Raw genomic sequence first — 24582 nt, forward strand, 5'->3', positions numbered from 1 at the left:
GCGCAGTGGCAGGCCCTCAGTCCCAGGCCCCAAGCATCGACGCGGTAACAAAATCCAGATGCGTCGCCATGGCTTCGCGCGCAGCTTCGGCATTACCCTGCACGATGCCCGCAACGATCCGCGCATGGTCATCCATGATATGCGTCCGCACCGCGCTCATGCTGGCGAGATGCTCGTGAAATTTCGTATCGACGACTTCGAAACGCGAGTTCCAGAGCAGGTCCAGCACTTCGCGCAGCATCGTATTGCCCGAGCCTTCGGCAATGGTCAGGTGCAGCATGCGGTCGCTTTCCGAAGACCAGCGATTGTTTGCCGTTTCGGCCTGCATGCGCCGCATGGCCTCGGCCATTCGCGCCGTGCCTTCGGGCGAAATATTCTGGCTCGCCAGCGCCGCGGCCTCCGGCTCCAATAGGCGACGCACCCGCATGATTTCGATGGGCGAATGGCCTTCGGGCAGGGCCGCACTGCCCTTGCTCTGGTCGCGCACAAAGGCGCCAACGCCGACGCGTACCTCAACAAATCCGGCGACTTCGAGCGCAATCAGCGCCTCACGCACCGTGGGGCGAGAGACGCCGAGACTCACCGCCAGGTCGCGCTCCGAGGGCAATTGCCGGCCGGGCTCGACCGCGCCCGCGAGAATCTGGTCCCGGATCTGGTCGGCGATCTGGATGTATAGTTTGCGGTTGGATACGGCCTGAAGTTTCATTCTCTCCCCGAGGGCGGCTGTGCCGTTCCCTTGTTCAACCCATAGCGCCACGCCCTGCTTCTGTCCACTGGTCTGACCACTTGACAGCTTGATCGTTTTGCCATTCATTCCTCCCACATTGCGAGGACGGCTCGGGAGCAAGGAGCCGCCATACGCATCGGGAGGACTTTTACATGGCTGGGCATTCTGGGCCGGCATCCGCAGCGGATGCGCCGCGGCCGCTGGTCGAAATGACCGACATCGACAAGTCTTTCCCTGGTGTCCGCGCCCTCTCCAAGGCGCGCTTCGAGCTGCGCCCCGGCGAAGTCCATGCCCTGATGGGCGAGAACGGCGCCGGCAAGTCGACGCTGATGAAGATTCTCTCCGGCGTTTACACCCGCGATGCCGGTACCGTGCTGCTCGATGGCCAGCCGGTGGACATCACCTCGCCCCGCCAGGCCCAGGCGCTCGGCGTCGGCATCATCCATCAGGAACTGGCGCTGATGCGCGACCTGACGGCCGCCCAGAACATTTTTATCGGCCGCGAACCGCGCCGCTTCGGCATTTTGGACGAAGGCCAGCTCAACCGCGACGCTTCAGCCATTTTTGCGTCCATGAACCTGAAACTCGAACCCACCGTAAAGGTCGAAACCCTCACCATCGCCAAGCAGCAGATGGTGGAAATCGCCAAGGCGCTTTCCTATCGCTCGCGCGTCCTGATCATGGATGAACCGACCGCGGCGCTGAACGACGCCGAAATCGCCGAGCTTTTCACCATCATCAACCGCCTCAAGGCCGAAGGTGTCGGCGTGGTCTACATCTCGCACAAGATGGACGAGATCAAACGCATCTCCGACCGCGTCACCATCATGCGCGATGGCGAATATGTCGGCACCGTGCCGGCCGCCGAAACATCAATCGAAACCATCATCTCCATGATGGTCGGCCGCACGCTCAGCAATGAAGCCCTAGTTGTCCCCAACACAGCCGACGCGCCCGTCGCCCTTGAGGTCAAAAACCTCAATCGCGGCCGCGAAATCCGCGATGTTAGCTTTTCGGTGAAAGCCGGCGAAATCCTCGGCTTTGCCGGTCTCATGGGCGCCGGCCGCACCGAAGTCGCCCGCGCCATCTTTGGTGCCGACCGGCGCGAGAGCGGCGAAATCTGGGTTCATGGCAAGCGCGTGGGCATCGCCTCGCCCAAGGACGCGGTGGAAGCCGGCATCGGCTATCTCTCGGAAGACCGCAAGCATTTCGGTCTCGCGACCGGACTCGACGTCCGCAACAATATTGCGCTCGCCAGCCTTGATCGTTTCACCGGCCTCGGCGGCGTGCTCGACGAAGCCTCAATGCAAAAAGAGGCCGTCGGCTACATTAAGCAGCTCGCCATCAAGACACCCGGCGACACCCAGGAAGCGCGCCTTCTCTCCGGTGGCAACCAGCAAAAGGTTGTCATCGCCAAATGGCTGCTGCGCGATTGTGACATTCTCATCTTTGACGAACCGACGCGTGGCATCGATGTCGGCGCAAAATCCGAAATCTACAAGTTGCTCAATGCCCTCGCGGCCGAAGGCAAGGCGATCATCGTGATCTCCTCCGAACTGCCCGAAGTGCTGCGCCTGTCCCACCGCATAGCGGTGATGTGCGAGGGGCGCCTAACCGGCATGTTGCCCGGCGGGGCGAGCCAGGAAGAAATCATGCGTCTGGCGACCCAGCGCCAGAGCAGCGTGGCCGAAAGCGCCACCCAAAGGAGGACGGCATGACCGATACCGCAGCCCCCGCAGCCCAAAAGTCCGGGCCCCGCATTTCCGGTGCCTTCCATCGGCTGCTCGCCTTTTCGGGTCTCATCGCCCTGGTCGTCGCCTTCTCGCTGGCTTCGCCCAATTTCATGCAGACCCAGAATATCCTGGCCATCCTGCAGGCGACCTCGGTCAATGGCGTCCTCGCCATCGCGGCGACCCTCGTCATCATCACCGGCGGCATCGATCTCTCGGTCGGCACGATGATGACTTTTTGTGCGGTTATCGCCGGCGTCATCCTCACCTATCTCGGCCTGCCCTTGCCGCTCGGCGTCATCGGCGCCATCCTTGCTGGCGCTGCCTGCGGACTCATCTCCGGCGTCATCATCGCCAAGCTGAAGGTTCCCCCCTTCATCGCCACTCTCGGCATGATGCTGATATTGAAGGGGCTGTCGCTGGTCATTTCCGGCACGCGCCCGATCTATTTCAACGACACGCCCGGCTTCAACCAGATCGCCCTCGGCTCCGTCGTCGGCCAGATCATTCCCGCCGTGCCCGTGCCCAACGGCGTGATGATCCTCTTCGCGGTGGCGTTGATCGCCTCCCTCGTCCTCGGGAAAACCGCGCTCGGCCGCTACACCTTTGCGCTGGGCTCCAACGAGGAAGCCGTGCGTCTTTCGGGCGTCAATGTCGATCGCTGGAAGATCGGCGTCTATGCGCTGGCCGGCGGCATTGTCGGGGTGGCCGGCGTGCTCATTGCCAGCCGGCTCAATTCGGCCCAGCCGGCTCTCGGCCAGGGCTATGAACTCGACGCCATTGCGGCCGTGGTTATCGGCGGCACCTCGCTTTCGGGCGGTCGCGGCACCGTGCTTGGCACGTTGATCGGCGCCCTCATCATATCCGTGCTGGCCAATGGCCTGCGGATCCTATCGGTGGCCCAGGAATGGCAGACGGTGGTGACCGGCTGCATCATTATCCTCGCGGTCTATGCCGACATACTGCGGCGCCGCACACTTTAGGCGCCGGTCCCGTTGGCGTTCTTTGAACGCCGACACAACTGCGCCCTTCGGGGCGCCAACAAAATGGCTCAAGCAATGCCAAGAAGTTTCAACGCAGCATGTGGGAGGAAAACCATGCTCAACCGCCGCACCCTGCTCGGCGCCCTCAGCGCCGTCGCAATGCTCGCCGCATCCAACGGCGCCGCATTCGCGCAGGATACTTATGATATCGCCCTGATCTCCAAAGGCTTCCAGCACCAGTTCTGGCAGGCCGTGAAAGCCGGTGCCGACAAGGCCGCGGCCGAGTTTGGTGCCAATGTCACCTTCGAAGGCCCGGAAAGCGAAACTCAGGTCGACCGCCAGATGGATATGCTGGCCGCTGCCCTGTCGCGCAACCCCGACGCCATCGGCTTCGCCGCCCTCGACAGCCAGGCCGCCATCCCGCTGCTGCAGCAGGCCAAGGATGCCGGCATCCCGATCATCGCCTTCGACTCTGGCGTCGACAGCGACATTCCGCTGACCACTGCCACCACCGACAACGTCGCGGCTGCTGCTCTTGCTGCCGACAAGATGGCTGAACTGATCGGCGGCGAAGGCAAGGTTGCTGTCGTTGCCCACGACCAGACCAGCCGCACCGGCATCGATCGCGTCGACGGCTTCGTCAACCGCATCAAGGAAGCCTATCCCAATATCGAAGTCGTCTCGGTCCAGTACGGTGGCGGCGACCAGCTCGCCTCGACCGAAATCACCAAGTCGATCCTGCTCGCCAATCCCGACCTCAAGGGCATCTTCGGTGCCAATGAAGGCTCGGCCATCGGCGTTGCCAACGGCAAGACGGAACTGGGCAGCCAGATCGTTGTCATCGGCTTTGACTCCGGTGCGGCTCAGAAGGGCATGATCACCTCGGGCGTGATGGCTGGCGCCATCACCCAGAACCCGGTTGGCATCGGCTACGAAACCGTCAAGGCCGCCATCGGCGCGCTCAAGGGTGAAACCCTGCCGCCGATCATCGACACTGGCTTCTACTACTACGACGCCTCCAACATGGCAGACCCGGAAATCGCCGCGGTTCTCTACGACTAAGACTTTCACCGGCCGGGCAGCTTCGCGCTGCCCGGCTTCTTCTTTTCAGGAACAGAATATGGCCGACCTCAACGGAAAGATCGTCTTCATCACCGCCGCAGCCCAGGGGATTGGCGAGGCTTCGGCCCGCGCTTTCGCCAAGGCAGGCGCTAAGGTGATCGCGACCGACATCAACGAAGCCAAGCTCAGGGAGCTTGATGGCACGCCCAATATCACGACGCGCCTGCTCGACGTTCTTTCCGATGAGGCCGTCACCCAGGCCGTCGCCGAAATCGGCCGCATCGACGTGCTCTTCAATTGCGCCGGCGTCGTCCACAACGGCACCCTGCTCGAAATGAGCGACAGGGATCTGGACTTCGCGCTCGATCTCAATGTCCGCGCCCAGGTCCGCACTATCAAGGCCATCCTGCCGCAGATGCTCGAGCGCAAAGACGGCGCCATCATCAATATGGCAACAGTTGCCTCCTCGATCAAAGGCGTGCCCAACCGCGCCGCTTATACGATTTCCAAGGCCGCCGTCATCGGCCTCACCAAGTCCATCGCCTCGGACTACACAACCAGCAATATCCGCGTGAACGCCATCTGCCCCGGCACGGTGGAATCGCCGAGCCTTCACGATCGCTGGCACGCCACCGGCGATTTCGAAGGTGCGAAAAAGGCCTTCATCGCCCGCCAGCCCATCGGCCGCATCGCCCGTCCCGATGAAGTCGCCGATCTCGCGGTCTATCTCGCCGGCGCCACCTACACGACCGGCCAGGTCCATATCATCGACGGCGGCTGGACGGCCTGAGCGAGCAAGAAATGACCAAGATCACCACCCTCACCACGCACGACCTGCGTTTCCCCACTTCGGCCTCGCTCGACGGGTCCGATGCGATGAATCCCGACCCCGATTACTCGGCCGCCTATGTCGTCCTCGGCACCGATGGCGATCTTGAGGGCCACGGGCTCACCTTCACCATCGGCCGCGGCAATGAAGTCGTCTGCGCCGCCATCGCCGCGCTGACGGACCGGGTGACCGGCCTCGATCTCGACTGGGTCGAAGAAAATCCCGGCCGCTTCTGGCGCCACATGACCGGCGACAGCCAGCTGCGTTGGATCGGCCCCGACAAGGGTGCCATGCACCTCGCGACCGGCGCCGTCGTCAACGCCGTCTGGGACCTCCTCGCCAAGCGCGCCGGAAAACCGGTCTGGCTCTATGTCGCCGAAATGAGCCCCGAACAGCTCGTTTCCATCATCGACTTCCGCTACCTCACCGACGCCATCACGCCCGAAGAAGCTCTTGCTATTTTCAAGGCCGCCGAACCCGGCAAGGTCGAGCGTATCGCCAAGCTGCGCGCCGAGGGCTATTCCTGCTACACGACCTCGGCCGGCTGGCTCGGCTACTCCAACGAAAAGCTGACCCGCCTTGCGACCGAAGCCGTCGCCGAGGGTTTCACCCATATCAAGATGAAGGTCGGCCGCGATCTCGCCGACGACATCCGCCGTCTCGAAATCGTCCGCTCCATCATGGGGTCCGACCGCTACTTGATGATCGACGCCAACCAGGTCTGGGAAGTCGATCAGGCCATCGAGTGGGTCAATGAGCTCAAGCGCTTCAACCCCTATTTCATCGAAGAGCCGACGAGCCCCGACGACATCGAGGGCCATCGCAAGATCCGCGACGCCATCGCGCCGGTAAAGGTCGCGACCGGCGAAATGTGCCAGAACCGCATCATCTTCAAGCAGTTCATCACCCGTGACGCCATCGACGTGGTTCAGATCGACGCCTGCCGCATCGGCGGCCTCAATGAGGTTTTGTCGGTTCTGCTCATGGCCGCAAAATACAAAAAAGCCGTCTGGCCGCATGCCGGCGGCGTCGGCCTTTGCGAATATGTGCAGCACCTTTCGATGATCGATTATCTCGTCGTATCAGGCACCAAGGACGGTCGCGTGATCGAATATGTCGATCACCTACACGAGCATTTCATCGATCCCTGCGTGATCAAGAATGCCGCCTATATGCCGCCGGAATTGCCGGGATTCTCGATTGAAATGAAGCCTGCTTCCATTGCCGGCAATAAATTTATTGCTTCTGGAAAGATGCAATAAACCATCTGCAGCAGTCGAGTTAAATGCATGTGAGCCATTAAGTTTCGACTAAGGGCTCACCCCTATCATCACCAGTGCATTAGGCCGGGGGGCTGTAATTGTGCACGTGCTGATCGTAGATGACAGCCGATCGAGCCTGGCCTTGTTGGGCTCGATTGTGCGGGAAATAGTCGGCGACGACATCGAGCTTTGTCTCAATCCGCTCGAGGCGCTAAGGCGTTGCGAAGAACGGCAATTTGATCTGCTTCTCGTCGACCACATCATGCCCGGGATGGACGGTATCGCCGTCATCGAGGCACTGCGCAATTGCGATAATTACCGCACTGTCCCCATGGTCATGGTGACCTCCGACATCGACAAGGCCATCCGCATCGAGGCCATCCGCGTCGGCGCCAATGACTTTCTGACCAAGCCCTTCGATCCCATCGAACTCAAGGCGCGCATCACTAATCTGCTGGCCCTGCGCGGCGCCCAGGTGGAGCTGGCCGATCACGCCAATCGCCTCAGCCGCGAAGTCGCCAAGGCCACGGCCCATCTTCTCGCCCGCGAGGAAGAGATCATCTGGCGCCTCGCCCGCGCCATCGAATATCGCGATGGCGATACCGGCGAGCATGTCTCGCGCGTCGCCCAGATCAGTCAGATTATCGGCCAGGGCCTCGGGCTCACGCCCCAGCACTGCCGCATGGTCTATCTCGCCGCCCCCCTGCACGATATCGGCAAGATCGCCATCGCCGATGCCATTCTCTCAAAGCCCGGCAAGCTGACCGCAGAAGAAATGGCGCGCATGCGCGAGCACGTCACCATCGGCGCCCGCATTCTCGCCGATGCCGATAGCGACCTCATCCGCACGGCCGAACTGATCGCCCAGAGCCACCATGAAAAATGGGACGGCACCGGCTATCCCAATCGCATATCGGGCGAGGCCATCCCAATCGAGGCGCGCATCGTCGCCTTGGCCGACGTTTTTGATGCCCTCTGCTCGGAGCGCCCCTATAAGCGCGCCTGGCCGATCGACGAGGCCTATGCCGAAATCGTGCGCTGTTCCGGCACCCATTTCGACCCCGCCTGCGTCGCGTCGTTCCAGTCCCGCTGGTGCGAGATTTCTGCGCTCATGGGCCAAGAAACGATTGTGCTCGCCGAGAGCGCCTAAGCGACTTCCTGCACTGCCGCCCGGGCCCGCCCGCGCGGAATGCAGATCGGCCGTCCATGCACCGGATCGGTCATGATCGCGGCGTCGACCTCGAAGACTTCAGCCAGCAGTTCCGGCTTCATCAGCTCTTCCGGCTGCCCCAGCGCCCGCACGCGGCCTTCATGCACAAACACCAATTGGTCGGCATAGCGCGCTGCAAGGTTAAGGTCATGCAGCACCAGCACAATGGTGCGCCCATCCTCCTGATTGAGCTTTGACACGAGATCGAGGCAATCGAGCTGGTGCGCCATGTCGAGATGATTGACCGGCTCGTCGAGACAGATGACATCGGTCTCTTGCGCCAGCACCATGGCAATCCACGCGCGCTGCAATTGCCCGCCCGAGAGCGAGCCGATGCGCCGCGTCTTGAGCCCGGTAACGCCCGTGCCGTCCATGGCGCGATTGACGGCGGCGCCATCCCTCTCGCTCCACGGCTGCAACATGGCCTGATGCGGATAGCGCCCTAGCCGCACCAGTTCTTCCACCGTCATATCAGGCGGCGCCGAGGGATTTTGCGCCAGAAGCCCGATCTGCCGCGCCAGATCCTTGGCGCCGAGCGAGGCGATATCGACATTGTCGAGAAGGATTTGCCCCTTCTGTCCCGTATGCAGCCGCCGAATGGCGCGCAGCAATGTCGACTTGCCGCAACCATTGGGGCCGGCCAGCACGGTCACCTTGCCGCGCGGAATCGGCAGGTTCAGCGCATCGAGCACCGTGTCATGCCCATACATCAGCGTGAGGTCGCGAACCTCGATGCGGCTCGGAACGAGGTCAGCCATTGGTCTTGTCCTTGCGCATGAGAAGGAAGAGGAAATAGGGCGCGCCGACAATGGCGGTCACCGTGCCCGCTGGCACTTCGAGGGGGGTAAAGGCGACGCGCACCAGAAGATCGGCGCCGATCAGCATCATCGCCCCGATGAGGCATGAGGCCAGAATCCCCGCAAAGCGGGCCCGCCCGACGAGCAACCGCGCCAGATGCGGCGCAATCAGCCCCAGGAAGCCAACGCCGCCGACAAAGGCCACGGCGATCGAGGTCAGCATCGCCGCCACGAAAAACACGGCAATGCGATAGACCGGCAGGTTGAGCCCGATACTGCGCGAGGACACATCGTCGAGATCGGCCGGCGGCAGGTCTTTCGCCAGCCACGCGGCCAGCAGCACCGTCGGCACGAGGCAGATCGCCATGATCTGGATTTCGCTCCAGGAAATGGCATTGACCGCACCGGCAAGCCAGCGCGCCGCCTGCGCCGTCTGATAGACGGGACCGATCAGCATGAAGACGGTTGTCAGCGCCTTGGCGACGGCGGCAATGGCAATGCCGAACAGCAAGAGGCGAATGGCCGAGGACGATTGCCGCCCCGAGAGAATGAACACCAAGGAAATCGCCGTCAGCGCCCCGATCGCCGCCGCCAGCGGCTGCCAGGCGACCGAGACGGTCAGCGCATTGGATTCATTGGAAAAGATGGCAAGGAACAGCACGACGCCAAGCGCTGCCCCATCGACGACGCCCAGCACGCCCGGCGAAGCCAGCTCGTTGCGGGTAATGCGCTGCAGGAGATAGCCCGAAAACGCAATGGCCGCCCCGGCAATCGCCGCCGCCATGACGCGCGGCATGCGCAATTGCCAGACCACCAGCTTTTCCGTCTTCTCCCCGCCGCCCAGGATCACCTGCGCTACGGTTTCAAGCGGAATCCAGGTCGAGCCAAAGGCAATGGCGGCCAGGGTGAGGAGCACAAAAAGCCCGACAATGATGAGGACAATGGCCCCGATGCCAAACCGGCGTTCGGCAGGCGCTGAAACAGCCAGAGTGCTCATGCTGCCCTCCGCATCAACAGAACGAGGAGCACGATAGCCCCGACCACAGCCGTGATCGCCCCCACCGGTGCTTCTACGGGATAAATGACGAAGCGCGCGGCAACATCGGCCAGCGTCGCATAGACAGCGCCGAACAGCGCGGCCGCCGGCAATTGATGAATATGCCGCAGACCAACCAGCCGCCGCGCCGCATGGGGCACGACCAGACCCACAAAGGCCACCGGCCCTGCCATCGACACCGCTGCGCCGGTAAGAAGCGCCACGGCGACAAAGGCCAGCCCCCGCACCGCCGCCAGCGGCACCCCGAGCCCGGCCGCCGTCGAATCGTCGGCCTGCAAGGCGTCGAGCGCCCGCGAGAGGCCAATGCCGATAATCCCGCCCACGATCACCACGGGCAGCCCATTGTAAAAGAGCGCAATCGGCCGATCGACAAAGGCGCCAGACAACCAAAAGAGCAATTGCTGCAACTGCGCTTCGTTGCTGGTGAGAAGCACTTCCACAAATGCATGCGAGAGGCTGGCAAAGGTAACACCCACCAGCACGATTTTCAGCGGCGACAGCCCGCCGGCGCTCGCCGCCACGCCAAAAACCACGATGGCCGTCACAAACGCCCCAAAGGCTGCCGCCAGCGATAGCCCCGCCAGCGATTGCACGCCGAGCATGATGCTCGCCACGACCACGGCCAGCGACGCCCCGGCATTGAGCCCCAGCGTATCGGGCGAGGCGATGCGATTGCGCGAGAGGGTCTGCACCATCACCCCGGCCATGCCGAGCGCAGCGCCGGCCAACGGCGCAATCAGCGCCCGCGGCAGCCGCAGCCCGGCGATCACCACGGCCGCTTCCGATCCGTCATGGGCGAAAAGGGCCATCCAAACCTGGTCCAGCGAATAGATTTTATAGCCCAGCGTCAGGCTCATCAGCATGGACAGGGCGAGCAGCAGGATCAGTCCCGCATAGACCTGCGGCGGTCCCAGACGCAATCCCTGCGATTGCGGTGACATTGCCAGTGTGGACACCACTGGGCCCTCATATAGTTGATGTTGACAGTCAAATTAAATTCTGACTTTTTGCACCCATCCAATTTCCGACTACCGATGTCAAGAAAAGATGGGGAGAGGGGTGTTGGAGAGACCGCTTAGACGGACACTCTCCTCAGGTCCCGCGTCTCATCGCTGATCGTCAACAGGAGCTCCTCCCATGTTCCATCGTCTCGTGACTGCTATTGCCGCCGTGGCGCTGCTGAGCACCCCGGTCTTTGCCCGCGAAATCACCCATGCCATGGGAACAACCGATGTGCCGGATAATCCGCAGCGCATCGTCGTGCTCACCAATGAAGGCACCGAAGCGCTGCTCGCCATCGGCATCAAGCCGGTCGGCGCAGTAAAATCCTTTCTCGGCGATCCCTGGTACGACCACATTGCCGGCGAAATGACCGACGTTACCGTCGTGGGCGAAGAATCCGCCGTGAACCTCGAAGTGCTGCTCGCGCTCGAGCCCGATCTGATCCTGGGCAACAAGATGCGCCACGAGAAGATCTACGAGCAGCTCTCGGCTATCGCCCCGACCGTGGTTTCCGAGCGCCTGCGCGGCGACTGGAAAATCAACATGGCCCTTTACACCGATGCCGCCGGCAAGGGCGAAGACGGCAAGGCGGCCCTCGCCAAGTACGACGCGCGCATCGCCGCCCTCCACGACGCACTCGGCACCTCGCTCGACGAAAAGATCTCCATCGCCCGCTTCATGTCCGGCCAGACCCGCATCATGTTCAAGGACAGCTTTTCGGGTCTTGCTCTCTCCGAACTCGGCTTCCAGCGTCCCGCCAGCCAGGACAAGGACGAATTCGCCGAAGAGATCACCAAGGAACGCATCCCCGAATTCGAAGGCGATCGCCTGTTCTACTTCACCTATGAAACCGGCAATGGCGAAGGCGATAGTCAGGCCAAGGACTGGCTGGCCGACCCGCTCTGGAACAACCTGGCCGTGGTCAAGGCCGGCAAGGCCTTCCCGGTCTCCGACGCCATCTGGAACACCGCCGGCGGCTATATCGCTGCCAACCTGATGCTCGACGATATCGAAAAGATCTACGGGCTCCCGAGCACCCGCTAAGTGTCGCTGAATTTCGGCACGTCGTCACCACCGGGCTCGTCCCGGTGGTCCCGAGCTTCCCCAAGAGTGGATTGCCGGGACAGGCCCGGCAATGACGGCGGTCGAAATCTGTCGATACGGCCGGCCGTTCCCTTACCCGGCCTTCTTCCCAACATCACAGGAACTCGAGAATGTTCTCTCTCCGCTCCTCCTCAGCGCTCGCTGTCGCTTTCCTTGCCGCAACCACGCTCGTTGCCCCGACCTTCGCCCGCGAAGTCACCCATGCCATGGGTGTCACCGACGTTTCGGACAATCCGCAGCGCGTCGTCGTTCTGACCAATGAAGGCACCGAGGCGATCCTTGCTTTGGGTAGCAATCCCGTCGGCGCCGTCCAGAGCTGGGATGGCAATCCCTGGCATGCCCACCTCACCGATCTCCTAAAAGGCACGACCGATCTCGGCACCGAACTCGCCGTCGATCTCGAAGTCCTCGCCACGCTCGAACCCGATCTCATCATCGGCACCAAGGTGCGCCAGGAAAAGATCTACGAGCAGCTTTCGGCCATTGCCCCCACGGTGATGAGCGAAACCATCGGCGGCGAATGGCAGGACAATATGACCTTCTACGCCAGCGTCCTCGGCAAGGATGCGGAAGCCGCAACCGCGCTCGCCGCCTTCGACGCCCGCACCAAGGCCATCCACGATGCCCTGGGCGATCAGGTCAATGAACAGATCTCCATGGTCCGCTTCTCGCCCAACCGCACGCGCATCTATTACAAGGAAACCTTCAGCGGCCTGATCCTTGATCAGATCGGCTTCAAGCGCCCGGCCGCACAGGACAAGAATGAGTTCGCCGAAGAAGTGACCAAGGAGCGTATCCCCGACATGGCCGGCGATCGCATCTTCTACTTCTCGAGCGACCTCAACGACGCCGAGCCCGAAGCCAATCTCGCCGATTGGCTCGCTGATCCGCTCTGGAACAATCTCGAAGCGGTCAAGGCCGGCAAGGCCCAGCGCGTCAGCGAAATCATCTGGAACACCGGCGGCGGCATCTATTCGGCCCACCTGATGCTCGATGACATCGAGAAGATCTACGGGCTTGCCAGCACGCGGAAGTAAGTCTTCCCAGCAGTCGCTGCGACCCTTCGCGGACGCCGCCTCAACCATTGAACGTCATCCTCGGGCCTGACCCGAGGACACTTCACTTGTCGAGGCTGCAATAAGTACAGAGCCCTCGGGTCAAGCCCGAGGGTGACGATCTGGTGGCTTAGAGCCCCGCAACCAACCCCGCCCAATCCTCCACCAGCTCATCGCGCGCCCTCAGCCCGCCACTCACCTGGTGCCGCTGCTCATCCTGTGCGAGCCGCACGAAGACCAGTTTCCGGTCTCCCTTTTCCGCCCAGCCCACATACCAGCCCCAACCGCGTGCCCGGTCAAAATTGCCATCGGCCATGCGCGGAAAGGCCGAACCCGTCTTGCCCTGCAGCACCCAGCCGTCGCTCGCGCCACCCTGTTGCACCAACTCCATTGTTCCAGAGATAACCGCCGCCGAAACCGGCAATTTTCTATCAACCAGCGCCGCGACAAATCCCGCCTGCTCCAGCGGCGATATTTTCAGCGACGAGGAAATCCACGACCGCTCAAGCCCATTATCCTTGCCCGGATCGCCAGAAAAATCGGCATTCCCATAGCCAAATTTCTGGGCGTAGGCCGTCAGCTTTTCCGCCCCCAGCATTTCTGCCAACCGCTGCGAATACCAGACGGTGGAATTCTGCATCCACATGGTCGGGTCCGTATCCTGCCGCCAGCTATCCCCGCCCCAGTCGGCATAGCCTTCCTTAAACGGCAATTTCGGCTCATGCGCCGAAGTAATGATCCCGGCATCATAGGCCATCACCGCCAGCGCCACCTTGAAGGTGGAAGCCGGCGTCACCCGCGTTTCGCAGTCGCCCTCTTGGTGAAGAACCGTCCGCGTCGCGGCATCGGCAATCAGCGTACAGATATCCCGCGCCTGCGCCGGCACGGACAAGGCAAGAACACCCGCCAGAGCGGCGGCAAACAAAGACAGTCGCACAAAAATCTCCTCCGGCACTTTGGCCGCAGGTCAGTTCTCACGTCCCACAACGTCGCAATTGTGACGCTGAGCGATAAGCCATCGTCACCACCGGGCTTGTCCCGTTGGTCATACTTCAGCGCGCGCCGTGGATTGCCGGGGCAAGTCCGGCAATGACGGTGGAGTTGGGGGAGTGGAGCGCCTTAGCGCAGGCCGGCCTTTTCAAGCAGCCCCTGACGCTTCGCGTCATAATAGTAACCCGCCGCATAGAGCTGCATGGCGCGGTCGTGGTTGCCGCCAGCCGTCACATAGGCGCCGGCAAGATAGCGCACGGCGAATCGCAGATTGGTTTCCGCATCGAGAAGGCCCGAAGCCTCGCCCGAAAAGCCCATGCCGCGCGCGGTGGCGTAGCTGATCTGCATCAGGCCATAGTAGGGCCCGTTGCGCGCCGCAGGATTATAGCCGCTTTCCTTATTGATCACCCGCCGCACCAGGTTTTCCGGAACGCTGTATTGCGTCGAATAGTGGGAAATCAGCCCATCGAGCGAACCGCGCTCGCTGGCGGCAAAGCCAAGCAGCAGGTCCGAACCGGCGCGGGGAACATTGACCGCCTTGGGAACATGGCCTTCCGGCGTCGGCATCGGCGCTACAGGGGCGGCGGCAGCAATGGCGGCGGAAGCGGATTTGTTGCCCGGAAGCGGCTTGATGCCGGACATGGAGCAGCCCGAGACGATGACCGCCAGCGCAACAATTCCCGCCAGAGGTATGGCCCGTGCCGTCATGCCTTCGTCCTTTGCGGATGCTTCAAATGCGGCACCTAAGCCCAAATCGCGGCGCCTTGATGGCAGAACAATGTTCCCATGCCGCGCAAGCATATTGTGATCACTATGCCGGCTTCTGCCGCCAAAAGGTTTACAATTCCCTACCGCATATGCTTCGGGCATGAAAGCAAGTCTATCATTTGCCCGCCGCTAAACCCGCTCCAGCCCCACAGCAATACCCTGGCCAACGCCGATACACATGGTCGCCAGCGCGCGTTTCTTACCCGTCAGCGAGAGTTCCAGCGCCGCCGTTCCGGTGATGCGCGCGCCACTCATCCCCAGCGGATGCCCGAGCGCAATCGCTCCGCCATTTGGGTTTACCCGCGGATCGTCTTCGGCAATCCCAAGGTCGCGCAAAACGGCAATGCCCTGGCTGGCAAAGGCCTCGTTGAGTTCGATCACATCGAAATCGCCCGCGGCCAGCCCCAGCCGCGCAAACAGCTTCTTGCTCGCCGGCGCCGGCCCAATGCCCATGATCCGCGGCTCGACGCCCGCAGTGGCGCCCCCAAGAATCCGCGCAATCGGCGTCAGACCATACTTCTTCGCCGCAGCTTCCGAAGCAATGATCAGTGCCGCGGCCCCGTCATTTACCCCCGACGCATTGCCAGCAGTAACGGTCCCATTAGGAAAAAGCGGCCGCAGCTTCGCCAGCGTCTCAACCGTCGTCCCTGCCCGCGGATGTTCATCGGTGTCGACAACAACCGGATCGCCCTTTTTCTGCGCGATGGAAACCTCAACGATTTCCCGGCCCAGGCGCCCACTCTTCTGCGCCGCCACGGCCTTGTCCTGACTGCGCACCGCAAAAGCGTCCTGCGCCTCGCGCGACACGGCAAATTCTTGCGCCACGTTCTCGCCGGTCTCGGGCATGGAATCGACGCCGTAATGCACCTTCATCGCCGGATTGACGAAACGCCAGCCGATGGTCGTGTCATAAATCTCCGCATTGCGCGAAAACGCTGTCTCCGCCTTGGGCAGCACAAACGGCGCCCGCGACATGCTTTCGGTGCCCCCGGCAATCACCAGTTCAGCCTCGCCCGCCTTGATCGCGCGCGCTGCTGCGATAACCGCATCCATGCCCGAGCCACAGAGCCGATTGATCGTCGTCCCCGTCACCCCCACCGGTAACCCGGCGAGCAGCAGGCTCATCCGGGCAACATTGCGATTGTCCTCGCCCGCCTGATTGGCATTGCCGAAGATGACATCGTCGACCGCATCCCAATCGACGCCCACATGCTCTGCCATCAGCGCTTTGAGCGGGACGGCGCCGAGATCATCCGGCCGTACCGAAGACAACGACCCACCAAACCGCCCGATCGGCGTGCGCTTGTAGGCGCAGATAAAAGCTTCAGCCATTCTCAAACCTCGGGGGCAATCAGGTCGCCAATCATATCGGGCAGCACCAATTCCGCGCCCGTCACCGCCTGCAATTCCTCGACACTCATCGACGGCAGCTTTTCGCGCAACACGAACCGCCCACCTTCGATGTCGATCACCGCCAGGCTCGAATAAACCCGCGTCACACAGCCAACGCCCGTCAGCGGCAGCGTGCAACGCTTCACCAGTTTCGGTTTTCCGTCCTTGGTCACATGGTCGGTGATGACGGCCACGCGCTTGGCTCCATGCACAAGGTCCATCGCCCCACCCACGGCCGGCACGCCCTTCGGCCCCGTTGACCAATTGGCGAGGTCGCCATTTTCCGCAACCTCGTAAGTGCCAAGGATCGCCACATCCAGATGCCCGCCGCGCACCATGCCAAAGCTATCGGCATGATGGAAAAACGCCGCGCCAGGTTTGAGCGTAATCGCCTTCTTCCCTGCATTGATCAGGTCCCAGTCTTCCTCACCCGCCGGCGGCGCCTCACCAAAGTTCAGCACGCCATTCTCGGTATGAAAAATCGCCTGCCGCCCCGGCGGCTGAAATTTCGCTACCATTTCGGGAAAGCCGATGCCGAGATTGACATAGGCGCCGTCGGCAATGTCCTGCGCCGCGCGCCATGCAATCTGCGCGTTGGAAAGTTTTTGGCTCATGCGTAAGCCACTCCATCGCGCATCAGCGCCTCTTCCTGCTTGGCGCCAGCCACTTCCACCACGCGGTTCACAAAAATCCCCGGCGTCACCACCTGCTCGGGATCAATCTCACCCGGTGCAACGATGTTGGTAGCTTGCACAATCGTCAGCTTTGCCGCCGCTGCCATCAGCGGCGAAAAATTCCGCGCCGCCTTACGATAGGTCAGGTTCCCCATCGTATCGGCCATCTCCGCCTTGATCAGCGCCGCATCGGCCTTCAGCCAGCGCTCCTGCACATAGCTCTTGCCATCGAACTCAGCCACCGGCTTGCCCTTGGCCACATCGGTCCCAAAACTCGCCGGCGTATAAAATGCCGGAATGCCCGCGCCCCCGGCGCGAATACGCTCGGCGAGCGTACCCTGCGGCACCAGCTCCAGCCCGATTTCGCCCGCGAGATACTTTTCCGTAAAAGCCCGCGGATCAGCCGAGCGCGGAAACGAACAGACTATTTTGGCCACCATCCCCGCATCGATCATCGCGGCAATACCAATGCGCCCATTGCCCGCATTGTTATTGACCACGGTGAGGTTCTTCGGGCTCCCCGTCGCCTTGAACCGATCAATCAGCGCATGAATAAGCTCGATGGGCGCGCCCGAGCCGCCAAACCCACCCACCATCAGCACCATGCCATCCTCAATCCCCGCTACGGCAGCGGCGAGATCGGGCACTGTCTTGTCCATCTTTTCGTCCTTTCGGCTGGGGCCAACAGCATGTTTGCCATTGGAAGCCTGCGGACGGAAATGAAATGGTGGGGGCGATATATATGTGTGAGGTTATGCTAAGTCGTCGCGCGGTAGCACTATCGACCGAAATTCCGGTCAATCAATAACCGTTAGGCGATCCTGATTTGCTCAACCAGCTTCTGCGCCAGCCGCAAGCTTGCCCCCGTCGACACCAGCATCTGCGGCAATGTCAGCCATTCCAGCGTCCAGGCCGCGCCCGAGCGCTCGTTCTCGTGCACCAGAGCCTGATTGAGCGTACCCGATAGCCCCGCCACCTGCCGCGCCAGCGCCACCAGCACTTCGGCATTCACCGGGTTACTCTTGTGCGCCATTGCGGAAGACCCGCCGCCGCCTTCGAGCCTCAGCGCCGCAACCTCGTTCTGCGCCAAGAGCGTCACATCGGCCCCGATCTTCCCCAGCGTCCCGGCAATCAGCGCCAGCAAGTTCCCCAGCGCCGCAATCGGATCGCGCTGCGCCTGCCACGGCGTCGCCAATCCCAGATCCAGCCGCTTCGCCATGCCAGCCGCAATCGCGTCGCCAAAACCCTCAAAACTGCCGCGGTCTCCCACAGGTCCGCCAAGCTGAATAACCAGCAGGCTCCGCCGCATTCCGCTGAGCGCACGCAGATGCCGCTGCAACGGCTCGCCCCAACTCGCCAGTTTTGCGCCCCAGGTCGTCGGCAGCGCCACCTGCATGCGCGTATGCGCCATCAGTTTCTGGCCGCCACGCAGATGCGCCAGCTCTTCCAACGTCGCCAACACGGAAGACAGCCGCGTCTCATAGACGCCCAGCACCTTCGCCACCTGCAGCATCAGCGCCGTATCAATGACATCCTGGCTGGTTGCACCCTTGTGCAGGGCAGGGCGGTGCTCCTCCGTAACCCCCGCCTTCAACTGCTTCACCAGCGCCGGCACCACCACGCCGTCCCGCGCCATACCCGCCGCCAACTCCGTCCAGTCCGGCTTGAAGCTATCGGTCACTGCAACAATAGTGCTTGCTGCCTCGGCAGACACAAATCCGCAATCCGCACTCGCCTCCGCCAGCGCCCGCTCAAAAGCCAGCATGGCCCCAAGCTGCGCTTGATCCGAGAGCAAATCTTCGATTTCCGGATCGCCGGTGAGGGCAGAGAGAAGGGCGGTCATATCGTCCTAAATATCAAAAAACACCGTTTCCTTCTCCCCCTGGAGATGAATATCGAGGTGATAGCGCCCCACGCTTTCTTTCCGCGCGATCAGCGTCTGCCGCCGGCGCTTGTCCATGATCTTGTTGAGCACGAAGTCGCCTTCGTTGTCCTCGTCCTCGAAATAGAGCCGCGTCTGCAGCCCGATATTGATGCCGCGCGCCACGATCCACAGCGACACATGCGGCGCCATCGGCTTTCCATCCGGTCCCGCCACGCGCCCCGGCTTGATCGTCTCGAAAACCGTCACGCCGTTAGCGTCCGAGGCTTGCCGCCCCCAACCCGTAAAAGCCGGCACCGAATTGGAATTGGGCGCCGCCGGCGAAACGAAACTACCGCTCGCATCTGCCTGCCAGATTTCCACCAGCCCATCACTGAGCGGTACACCGGCGCCATCGATCAGCCGAATGGAAAGCGTAATCCGTTCACCCTCCACCTCGCCATTGATCATGGTCGCGCCCATGTCGGAGGCATAGACCCCCGGCAGGTCGCAAAAATTCGGCGTCATGCCGATATGCACATAGGGGCCTGCGGTCTGCGACGGGCTTTCCTTCAGCGTCGGAACGGGATGCAGCATCAGTTCCCCTCCAGCTTGTTTTCAAACATGGTCGAACGCCGTCCGCGCAGTACGATATCGAAGCGATAGGCCAGCGCATCCATTGGCGTCGTATTGTGCCGATCAAGCCGGGCGGTGAGCTGGTCGATCGCCGCTTTGTCGTTGATCGTCGCGACGATCGGGCACTGCCAGATCATCGGATCGCCCTCAAAATACATCTGCGTAATCAGCCTTTGCGCAAAGGCATGGCCGAAGACGGAAAAGTGTATATGCGCCGGCCGCCAATCATTGCCGCCATTGGGCCATGGATAAGCACCCGGCTTCACTGTGCGGAACGAATAGAACCCGCTCTCGTCAGTCACCGCGCGCCCAAAGCCCGCAAAATTGGGGTCGAGCGCTGCGAGATAGGCTTCTTTCTTGTGCCGATAGCGCCCGCCAGCATTGGCCTGCCAGAATTCCACCAGCGTGCCCGGCACCGCCCGCGCATTCTCGTCGAGCACCTGCCCATAAACAATCATCCGTTGCCCGATGGCATCGGTACCATCCTGACTGAAATTGCGGATCAGATCGTTGTCGAGTGGCCCCAGCTTTTCGTGGCCAAAAGTCGGCCCCGACATCTCCGACTTGGTCGGCCCCAAGGCAAGCAGGCTGTGCTTGGGCGCGCGAAACGTCGTGCTCTTATATGCCGGCGTATCTGCGGCCGGGTGCCAGGCGCGGTCGCGCTGATAGAGAACGCCATCGGCGCCGGGCAGAATAATGCCGCTCATTCCGCGCCCTCCTTGCGCTTGGCCAGTTCTTCCCGGGCGATCTTGAACGCCCGGTTGGCCGCCGGCACGCCGGCATAAACCGCCACATGCAGCAGCGCTTCCTTGATATCCTCCGGGCTGGCCCCGGTATTTTGCGTGGCGCGCACATGCATTGCCACTTCCTCATCATGGCCCAAGGCGGCCAACAGCGCGAGCGTGATCATCGAGCGCTCGCGCTTGGTCAGCCCCGGCCGCGACCAGACCGAGCCCCAGGCGCCTTCGGTAATAAAACTCTGAAAATCAGTATCGAACGCGGTCATCTTGGCTGAAGCATTGTCCACATGGGCATTGCCCAGAACAGAGCGGCGCGTCGCCATGCCCCGGTCGTAAAGCGTCGTTTCAGCCATGACCGGCCTCCTTGAAAAATTCGAGCATGAGGCCAGCCAGTTTTTCCGGCGCCTCGATGGATGGAATGTGTCCCACGCCAGGGAAAACCTCGAACCGCGAACCGGCAATGGTTTTGGCCGTCGCCTCAACCTGCGCCACCGGCATGGCAAGATCTTGCTCCCCAGCCACCAGCAGCGTCGGCAGGGTGATCGCACCAACCTTCTCCCGCAAATCCGCATCGCGCAGCGTCGCGCAGGTCGCGGCATAGCCCTCTGCGTCACAGCGCAAAAACATGTTGCGCCATCCGGCCAGCTCTTCCGTCCGCTCCGCCCGGAACTGCGGACTGAACCATCGCTCCATGATCCCATTGGCAATCGACGCCACGCCGTTCTCGAGCACGGCATTCATCCGCGCCGACCAAAAGGCATGATCGCCCGATTTCGCCGCCGAGTTGCAGATCACTAAAGCAGTCAACCGCTCGGGCGAGCGCAGAGCTGCACCCTGCGTGATCAACCCGCCAATCGACACCCCGCCGAGCGCAAATCGCTCGATGCCGAGATGATCGACCAGCCCAAAAAGATCATCGAGATGGTCATCCAGCGAATAGTCACCTGCCGGAATATCGCTCAGTCCATGCCCGCGCTTGTCATAGGAAACCACGCGATAGCTTTGTGCCAACCGCGAAATCACGCCATCCCAGATGCGCGCATCTGTACCGAGCGAGTTGGCCAGCACCACGACCGGCGCGTCATCAGGGCCGACAACGCGAAAATGCAGCAGCACGCCATTGATGCGAGCAAAGTTCATGGGGCCTCCCTCTCACTCTCGGGTGTAAGGCCCTCAAAACCCCAAGTAAAATGATTAGCTCTGGACGAATTATAACCTCTGACTTATCGATGACCTCAAGAAGCGCAGAAAATGCGTCAGGATTAGCCAGTCGCATAACCAGAGGAGCTATTCGTGGCGCAGCGCATCATCGACCCCCGCATAAAGCTGCGCCACATCGCCTGCTTCCTCGAAGTCGCGCGGCTCAGGAGCGTCGTCAACGCCGCCGATGCTCTCAACATTTCCCAGCCCGCCGCCAGCAAGACCATCCAGGAGCTCGAAGAGTTTTTGGGCAGCGCGCTCTTCGACCGCTCCCGCCGCAAGCTGTTTCTCACCCCCTTCGGCGAAACCTTTTATCGCTACGCCTCCACCTCCATCGCCGCCCTCCGCCAGGGCATCGATGCCGCCCGCTCCGGTGGCGAGGCGACCACGGTAAAAGTCGGCGCGCTCCCCACGGTTTCCGCCCGCATTCTGCCCACGGCCGTCAGCGCCTTCACCGCCGATGATCCCGGCGTTCACACCCGCATCATCACCGGCCCCAACAATTACCTTCTGTCGCTGCTCCGCACCGGCGATGTCGATCTCGTCATCGGCCGCATGGCCGAGCCCGATGTGATGATCGGCCTCGCCTTCGAGCACCTTTATTCCGAACGCGTCGTCATGGTCGTCCGTCCTGACCATCCGCTGCTGAGTGCCCCCGATTTCAACCTCGGCCTGATTGAACCCTATCAGGTGCTGATGCCCACACCCGATGCCGTCATCCGCCACCATGTCGACCGCATGCTTCTTACGCACGGCATCACCAATATCCGTGACGAGGTCGAAACCGTCTCCAATGCCTTCGGCCGCTCTTATGTGCGCCAGACCGACGCCATCTGGATCATTTCCGAAGGTGTCGTCGCCAAGGATGTCGAAGAAAGCCAGCTTGCTCTCTTGCCGGTCGATACCAGCGAGACCACCGGCCCAGTCGGCCTTACGACACGCGCCGACACCGTCCCGACCCTCGCCGCCACGGCTTTGATGCAAGCCATCCGCAACGTCGCCTCTGGCTTCCGCTAGGGCCAAGCCGCATAAGACCCGTCGCGTCGTCCCAGTCGCTGCGCCGCCTGCTGCCTGAATCGCCCCGGAGAAATCCCCTTCCGCTGCGAAAAGAACCGGCTGAAATAGCCCGCGTCCCGAAAACCCAGCGCATCGGCCACTTCGCCCACCTGCATCGAGGATCGCTCCAACAGCGCCTCGGCGTCCTCGAGCAATCGCCGGTGCACCAGATCGAGCGGCGTCACCCCCGTCGCCCGCTTGATCGCCGTATTCAGCCGGTCCGTCGTGATCCCCATGGCGCCAGCATAATCGGCCACCCGCCAATGCCGCCGCGCATTGAGCTCCACCAATTGCAAAAAGCCCTGTACCAGCATACGCGGCGAACTCTGCGCCGGTCGCGTTCCCCCGCCACCCAGCCGCCAGAAAGCAATGAGCACGAGGCAAAGCCGGCTCATCACCGCCTCGCGCATCCCAGGCAGGTCTTCAAACAATTCCTCGCTGAGCGCCGCAATATCAGCGCCAATCCCACGCGCCGCCTTGCCATCGAGCGGCACGCCGAGCAGCGGCCTTTCCATGCCCTCGCGCAGTGGTCCGGCAATGGCGGTGGCCGGCACGACCCGCGCCAATGCGCCATCCGAAACCGTCAGTGCCGCCCCGCGCGCCCCCGCCGCCAGTCGCAGTTGCCCGCCTCGTCCGCCTGGCAACCAGATGAGGCACGGCCCGCGCACGGTGGTGACTGTATCGCCCAACCGCACCTCACCTTCACCGGCATTGAGCAAAAACCCATGCGCCGAGCGCCGCGCCCGATCCCCGGCAAAACTCCATTCCGACGACCCGAGGCTGCCGGTCAGATCAGTCACCTCGACATCTGGCCCCTCCACCCGAGCGCCCTGCGCCATGGCTTGATGCACGTTCCTCTCCCCGAAATGCCGTTAAAAATACAAAACTCTCTCAGTTTTGTCCATTTCGCTGGGGTCAAACCCGGCCTAGCGTTTTGTCAGGGTCGGAACCGGACACCCAAAACCGCCGCCAAGGCAGGGGTCCGGAACCGAGATTTTGGGAAGCGCCCGCCGGGAGCGGGCATGGGAGGACGACATGACTGATCTGTCTCGTAGAACGCTGCTTCAAGCCATGGGCACCGGGGCACTCGCCACGGCTCTTGCCAGCCTGCCTACCTTCGCGCAGGACCGTACCGCCATCCGCATCGGCTACGCCGTCTCGAAAACCGGCGCCAATGCCGGTGGCGCCGGCATCTCGACCATTCCGAATTACCTGCTCTGGGTCGACGACGTGAACAAGGCCGGCGGCCTCGAGCTTTCCAAGCTCGGTGTGACGCTGCCGCTCGAAGTCACCGAGTATGACGATCGCTCTTCCGCCGAGGAAACTGTTAGGGCTATCGAGCGCCTCGCGACGCAAGACAATGTCGATTTCATCCTGCCCTCCTGGGGCACGGGCTCCAACCTTGCCGCCGGCCCGACCTTCGACCGCTTCCAGTTCCCCCAGCTCGCCGGCACCGCCGTCACCGATATGGCCCCGCAACTGGTGCAGCGCTGGAAGAACTCTTTCTGGTTCCTCGGCGGCGGCCACGACTATGCCAATGCTCTGGTCGATCTCCTGGTAAAACAGCGTGACGCCGGAGCGATCAACAATAAAGTCGCCATTGCCTCAGTGGCAGACGGTTTTGGCATCGACCTTTCCAAGGCCGCGACGCCCGCTTTCCAGGCCGCCGGTTTCGAGCTGGTCTACGACAAGACCTACCCGCTCGGCACGTCCGATTTCGCACCTATCATCAATGAAGTCTCCGGCCTCGGCGTCGATACCTTCGTCGCCTTCTCCTATCCGCCCGATACCTTCGCACTGACCCAGCAGGCCGTGGTTGCCAATTTCAGCCCGAAGATTTTCTATCTCGGCGTCGGCACGGCCTTCCCGATCTACCCGAACGTCGCCGGTCCCAACCACAATGGCGTCATGGGCGTCGGCGGCATCGACCCCGACAGCGAAGCCATCGCTGCTTACTTCGAGCGCCACACCGCCCTCGTCGGCCAAGCCCCCGATAGCTGGGCCAGCGCCGTCACCTATGCCAGCCTCGAAATTTTGGGCCAGGCCATTACCCGCGTCGGCGACCTCGACAAATCAGCCGTCGCAGCCGAAATCGCCACCGGCGAATTCGACACGATCCTCGGCAAGGTCAAACTCGTCGACAACCAGCTCCGCGCCTTGTGGACTGTCGGCCAGTGGCAAGACGGCAAATTCGTCGGCCTCGCCCACACCGAAGGCAAAGCCGCCCGTGAACCGGTGGTGCCAAAGCCCGCCTGGGTTCCCGCGAGCTAAGGAAAGACACCCCCTCCCATCCTCCCCCATCAAGGGGGAGGTGAAGGCTGGTGCCTTGGGCAATATGCTGCCCCAAACTCGATATGACACCTCCCCCTTGATGGGGGAGGATGGGAGGGGGTGTCTTTCCTTAGCTCGCGGGAACCCAGGCGGGCTTTGGCACCACCGGTTCACGG

At 62.2% G+C, this 24582-nt stretch carries 24 protein-coding genes and 1 pseudogene; 10 read left to right on the forward strand and 15 right to left on the reverse strand.

What is annotated here, in order from left to right:
* Positions 1-16 precede the first annotated feature (16 nt).
* The gene (locus J7557_RS16235; RefSeq protein ID WP_291421083.1) at positions 17-706 is read right to left on the reverse strand and encodes a FadR/GntR family transcriptional regulator; all 690 of its coding nucleotides are present in this window, start codon (positions 704-706) and stop codon (positions 17-19) included.
* 173 nt (positions 707-879) lie between these two features.
* Between J7557_RS16235 and J7557_RS16240 the strand changes: the two genes are divergently transcribed.
* From J7557_RS16240 to J7557_RS16265, 6 genes are all read left to right on the forward strand, one after another.
* A complete protein-coding gene (locus tag J7557_RS16240) occupies positions 880-2445 on the forward strand; it encodes a sugar ABC transporter ATP-binding protein (RefSeq protein WP_291421084.1) in 1566 nt (521 codons plus the stop codon).
* Positions 2442-3440, forward strand: a complete 999-nt coding sequence (locus tag J7557_RS16245) for an ABC transporter permease (protein WP_291421085.1) — start codon at positions 2442-2444, stop codon at positions 3438-3440. Before J7557_RS16240 ends, J7557_RS16245 begins: the two co-directional genes overlap by 4 nt.
* Before the next feature lie 114 nt (positions 3441-3554).
* On the forward strand, positions 3555-4502 hold the full coding sequence (locus tag J7557_RS16250) for an ABC transporter substrate-binding protein (protein ID WP_291421086.1): 948 nt from the start codon (positions 3555-3557) through the stop codon (positions 4500-4502).
* Between the two features lie 58 nt (positions 4503-4560).
* Positions 4561-5292 (forward strand): SDR family oxidoreductase, encoded by a 732-nt coding sequence (locus J7557_RS16255; RefSeq protein ID WP_291421087.1) that lies wholly within the window; start codon positions 4561-4563, stop codon positions 5290-5292.
* Between the two features lie 11 nt (positions 5293-5303).
* Positions 5304-6593 (forward strand): L-fuconate dehydratase, encoded by a 1290-nt coding sequence (locus tag J7557_RS16260; protein ID WP_291421088.1) that lies wholly within the window; start codon positions 5304-5306, stop codon positions 6591-6593.
* Positions 6594-6699: 106 nt separating this feature from the next.
* The gene (locus J7557_RS16265; RefSeq protein WP_291421089.1) at positions 6700-7743 is read left to right on the forward strand and encodes an HD domain-containing phosphohydrolase; all 1044 of its coding nucleotides are present in this window, start codon (positions 6700-6702) and stop codon (positions 7741-7743) included.
* Here the strand turns inward: J7557_RS16265 and J7557_RS16270 are convergent.
* From J7557_RS16270 to J7557_RS16280, 3 genes are read right to left on the reverse strand one after another with little or no spacing between them, the layout of a single operon-like run.
* Positions 7740-8561: an ABC transporter ATP-binding protein gene (locus J7557_RS16270; RefSeq protein ID WP_291421090.1), complete on the reverse strand. Its 822-nt coding sequence runs from the start codon at positions 8559-8561 to the stop codon at positions 7740-7742. The two genes, J7557_RS16265 and J7557_RS16270, sit on opposite strands and share 4 nt — an antisense overlap.
* On the reverse strand, positions 8554-9597 hold the full coding sequence (locus tag J7557_RS16275) for an iron ABC transporter permease (protein ID WP_035079335.1): 1044 nt from the start codon (positions 9595-9597) through the stop codon (positions 8554-8556). Before J7557_RS16275 ends, J7557_RS16270 begins: the two co-directional genes overlap by 8 nt.
* Positions 9594-10613 carry an iron ABC transporter permease gene (locus tag J7557_RS16280; protein ID WP_291421091.1) on the reverse strand — a complete coding sequence of 340 codons (1020 nt, stop codon included), beginning with the start codon at positions 10611-10613 and terminating at the stop codon, positions 9594-9596. Before J7557_RS16280 ends, J7557_RS16275 begins: the two co-directional genes overlap by 4 nt.
* 181 nt (positions 10614-10794) lie before the next feature.
* On the opposite strand from J7557_RS16280, the gene J7557_RS16285 reads away from it, so the two are divergent.
* Complete coding sequence (locus tag J7557_RS16285) at positions 10795-11703, forward strand: ABC transporter substrate-binding protein (RefSeq protein WP_291421092.1); 909 nt, start codon at positions 10795-10797, stop codon at positions 11701-11703.
* A 170-nt stretch (positions 11704-11873) separates the two neighbouring features.
* Positions 11874-12800, forward strand: a complete 927-nt coding sequence (locus J7557_RS16290; protein WP_291421093.1) for an ABC transporter substrate-binding protein — start codon at positions 11874-11876, stop codon at positions 12798-12800.
* A 148-nt stretch (positions 12801-12948) separates the two neighbouring features.
* On the opposite strand, the gene blaOXA is transcribed toward J7557_RS16290, so the two are convergent.
* From blaOXA to pcaD, 10 genes and pseudogenes are all read right to left on the reverse strand, one after another.
* Positions 12949-13755 (reverse strand): class D beta-lactamase, encoded by an 807-nt coding sequence (blaOXA, locus tag J7557_RS16295; RefSeq protein ID WP_291421094.1) that lies wholly within the window; start codon positions 13753-13755, stop codon positions 12949-12951.
* Between the two features lie 182 nt (positions 13756-13937).
* A pseudogene (locus tag J7557_RS16300) lies at positions 13938-14279 on the reverse strand (transglycosylase SLT domain-containing protein); the annotation flags it as partial.
* A 426-nt stretch (positions 14280-14705) separates the two neighbouring features.
* Complete coding sequence (gene pcaF / locus J7557_RS16305) at positions 14706-15908, reverse strand: 3-oxoadipyl-CoA thiolase (RefSeq protein ID WP_291421095.1); 1203 nt, start codon at positions 15906-15908, stop codon at positions 14706-14708.
* Positions 15909-15910: 2 nt separating this feature from the next.
* On the reverse strand, positions 15911-16582 hold the full coding sequence (locus J7557_RS16310; RefSeq protein WP_291421096.1) for a 3-oxoacid CoA-transferase subunit B: 672 nt from the start codon (positions 16580-16582) through the stop codon (positions 15911-15913).
* A complete protein-coding gene (locus J7557_RS16315; protein WP_291421097.1) occupies positions 16579-17301 on the reverse strand; it encodes a 3-oxoacid CoA-transferase subunit A in 723 nt (240 codons plus the stop codon). The genes J7557_RS16310 and J7557_RS16315 overlap by 4 nt, the downstream gene beginning before the upstream one ends.
* Before the next feature lie 152 nt (positions 17302-17453).
* Positions 17454-18485, reverse strand: coding sequence for a 3-carboxy-cis,cis-muconate cycloisomerase (locus J7557_RS16320; RefSeq protein ID WP_291421098.1), 1032 nt, complete (start codon positions 18483-18485; stop codon positions 17454-17456).
* A gap of 6 nt (positions 18486-18491) precedes the next feature.
* Entirely contained in the window at positions 18492-19100 is a 609-nt protein-coding gene (gene pcaG, locus J7557_RS16325) for a protocatechuate 3,4-dioxygenase subunit alpha (protein ID WP_291421099.1), read from the reverse strand.
* Positions 19100-19846: a protocatechuate 3,4-dioxygenase subunit beta gene (gene pcaH, locus J7557_RS16330; RefSeq protein WP_291421100.1), complete on the reverse strand. Its 747-nt coding sequence runs from the start codon at positions 19844-19846 to the stop codon at positions 19100-19102. The genes pcaG and pcaH overlap by 1 nt, the downstream gene beginning before the upstream one ends.
* On the reverse strand, positions 19843-20232 hold the full coding sequence (gene pcaC / locus J7557_RS16335; RefSeq protein ID WP_291421101.1) for a 4-carboxymuconolactone decarboxylase: 390 nt from the start codon (positions 20230-20232) through the stop codon (positions 19843-19845). Before pcaC ends, pcaH begins: the two co-directional genes overlap by 4 nt.
* Positions 20225-21019 carry a 3-oxoadipate enol-lactonase gene (gene pcaD / locus J7557_RS16340; RefSeq protein ID WP_291421102.1) on the reverse strand — a complete coding sequence of 265 codons (795 nt, stop codon included), beginning with the start codon at positions 21017-21019 and terminating at the stop codon, positions 20225-20227. The genes pcaC and pcaD overlap by 8 nt, the downstream gene beginning before the upstream one ends.
* A 165-nt stretch (positions 21020-21184) precedes the next feature.
* On the opposite strand from pcaD, the gene pcaQ reads away from it, so the two are divergent.
* Entirely contained in the window at positions 21185-22096 is a 912-nt protein-coding gene (pcaQ, locus tag J7557_RS16345; RefSeq protein WP_291421113.1) for a pca operon transcription factor PcaQ, read from the forward strand.
* On the opposite strand, the gene J7557_RS16350 is transcribed toward pcaQ, so the two are convergent.
* Positions 22093-22986, reverse strand: a complete 894-nt coding sequence (locus tag J7557_RS16350; protein WP_291421103.1) for a helix-turn-helix domain-containing protein — start codon at positions 22984-22986, stop codon at positions 22093-22095. The genes pcaQ and J7557_RS16350 overlap by 4 nt on opposite strands.
* A 184-nt stretch (positions 22987-23170) precedes the next feature.
* Between J7557_RS16350 and J7557_RS16355 the strand changes: the two genes are divergently transcribed.
* Entirely contained in the window at positions 23171-24406 is a 1236-nt protein-coding gene (locus J7557_RS16355; RefSeq protein WP_291421104.1) for an amino acid ABC transporter substrate-binding protein, read from the forward strand.
* Positions 24407-24582: the final 176 nt, after the last annotated feature.

Source organism: Devosia sp. (assembly GCF_017744655.1).
In the GTDB taxonomy this organism is placed as follows: domain Bacteria; phylum Pseudomonadota; class Alphaproteobacteria; order Rhizobiales; family Devosiaceae; genus Devosia.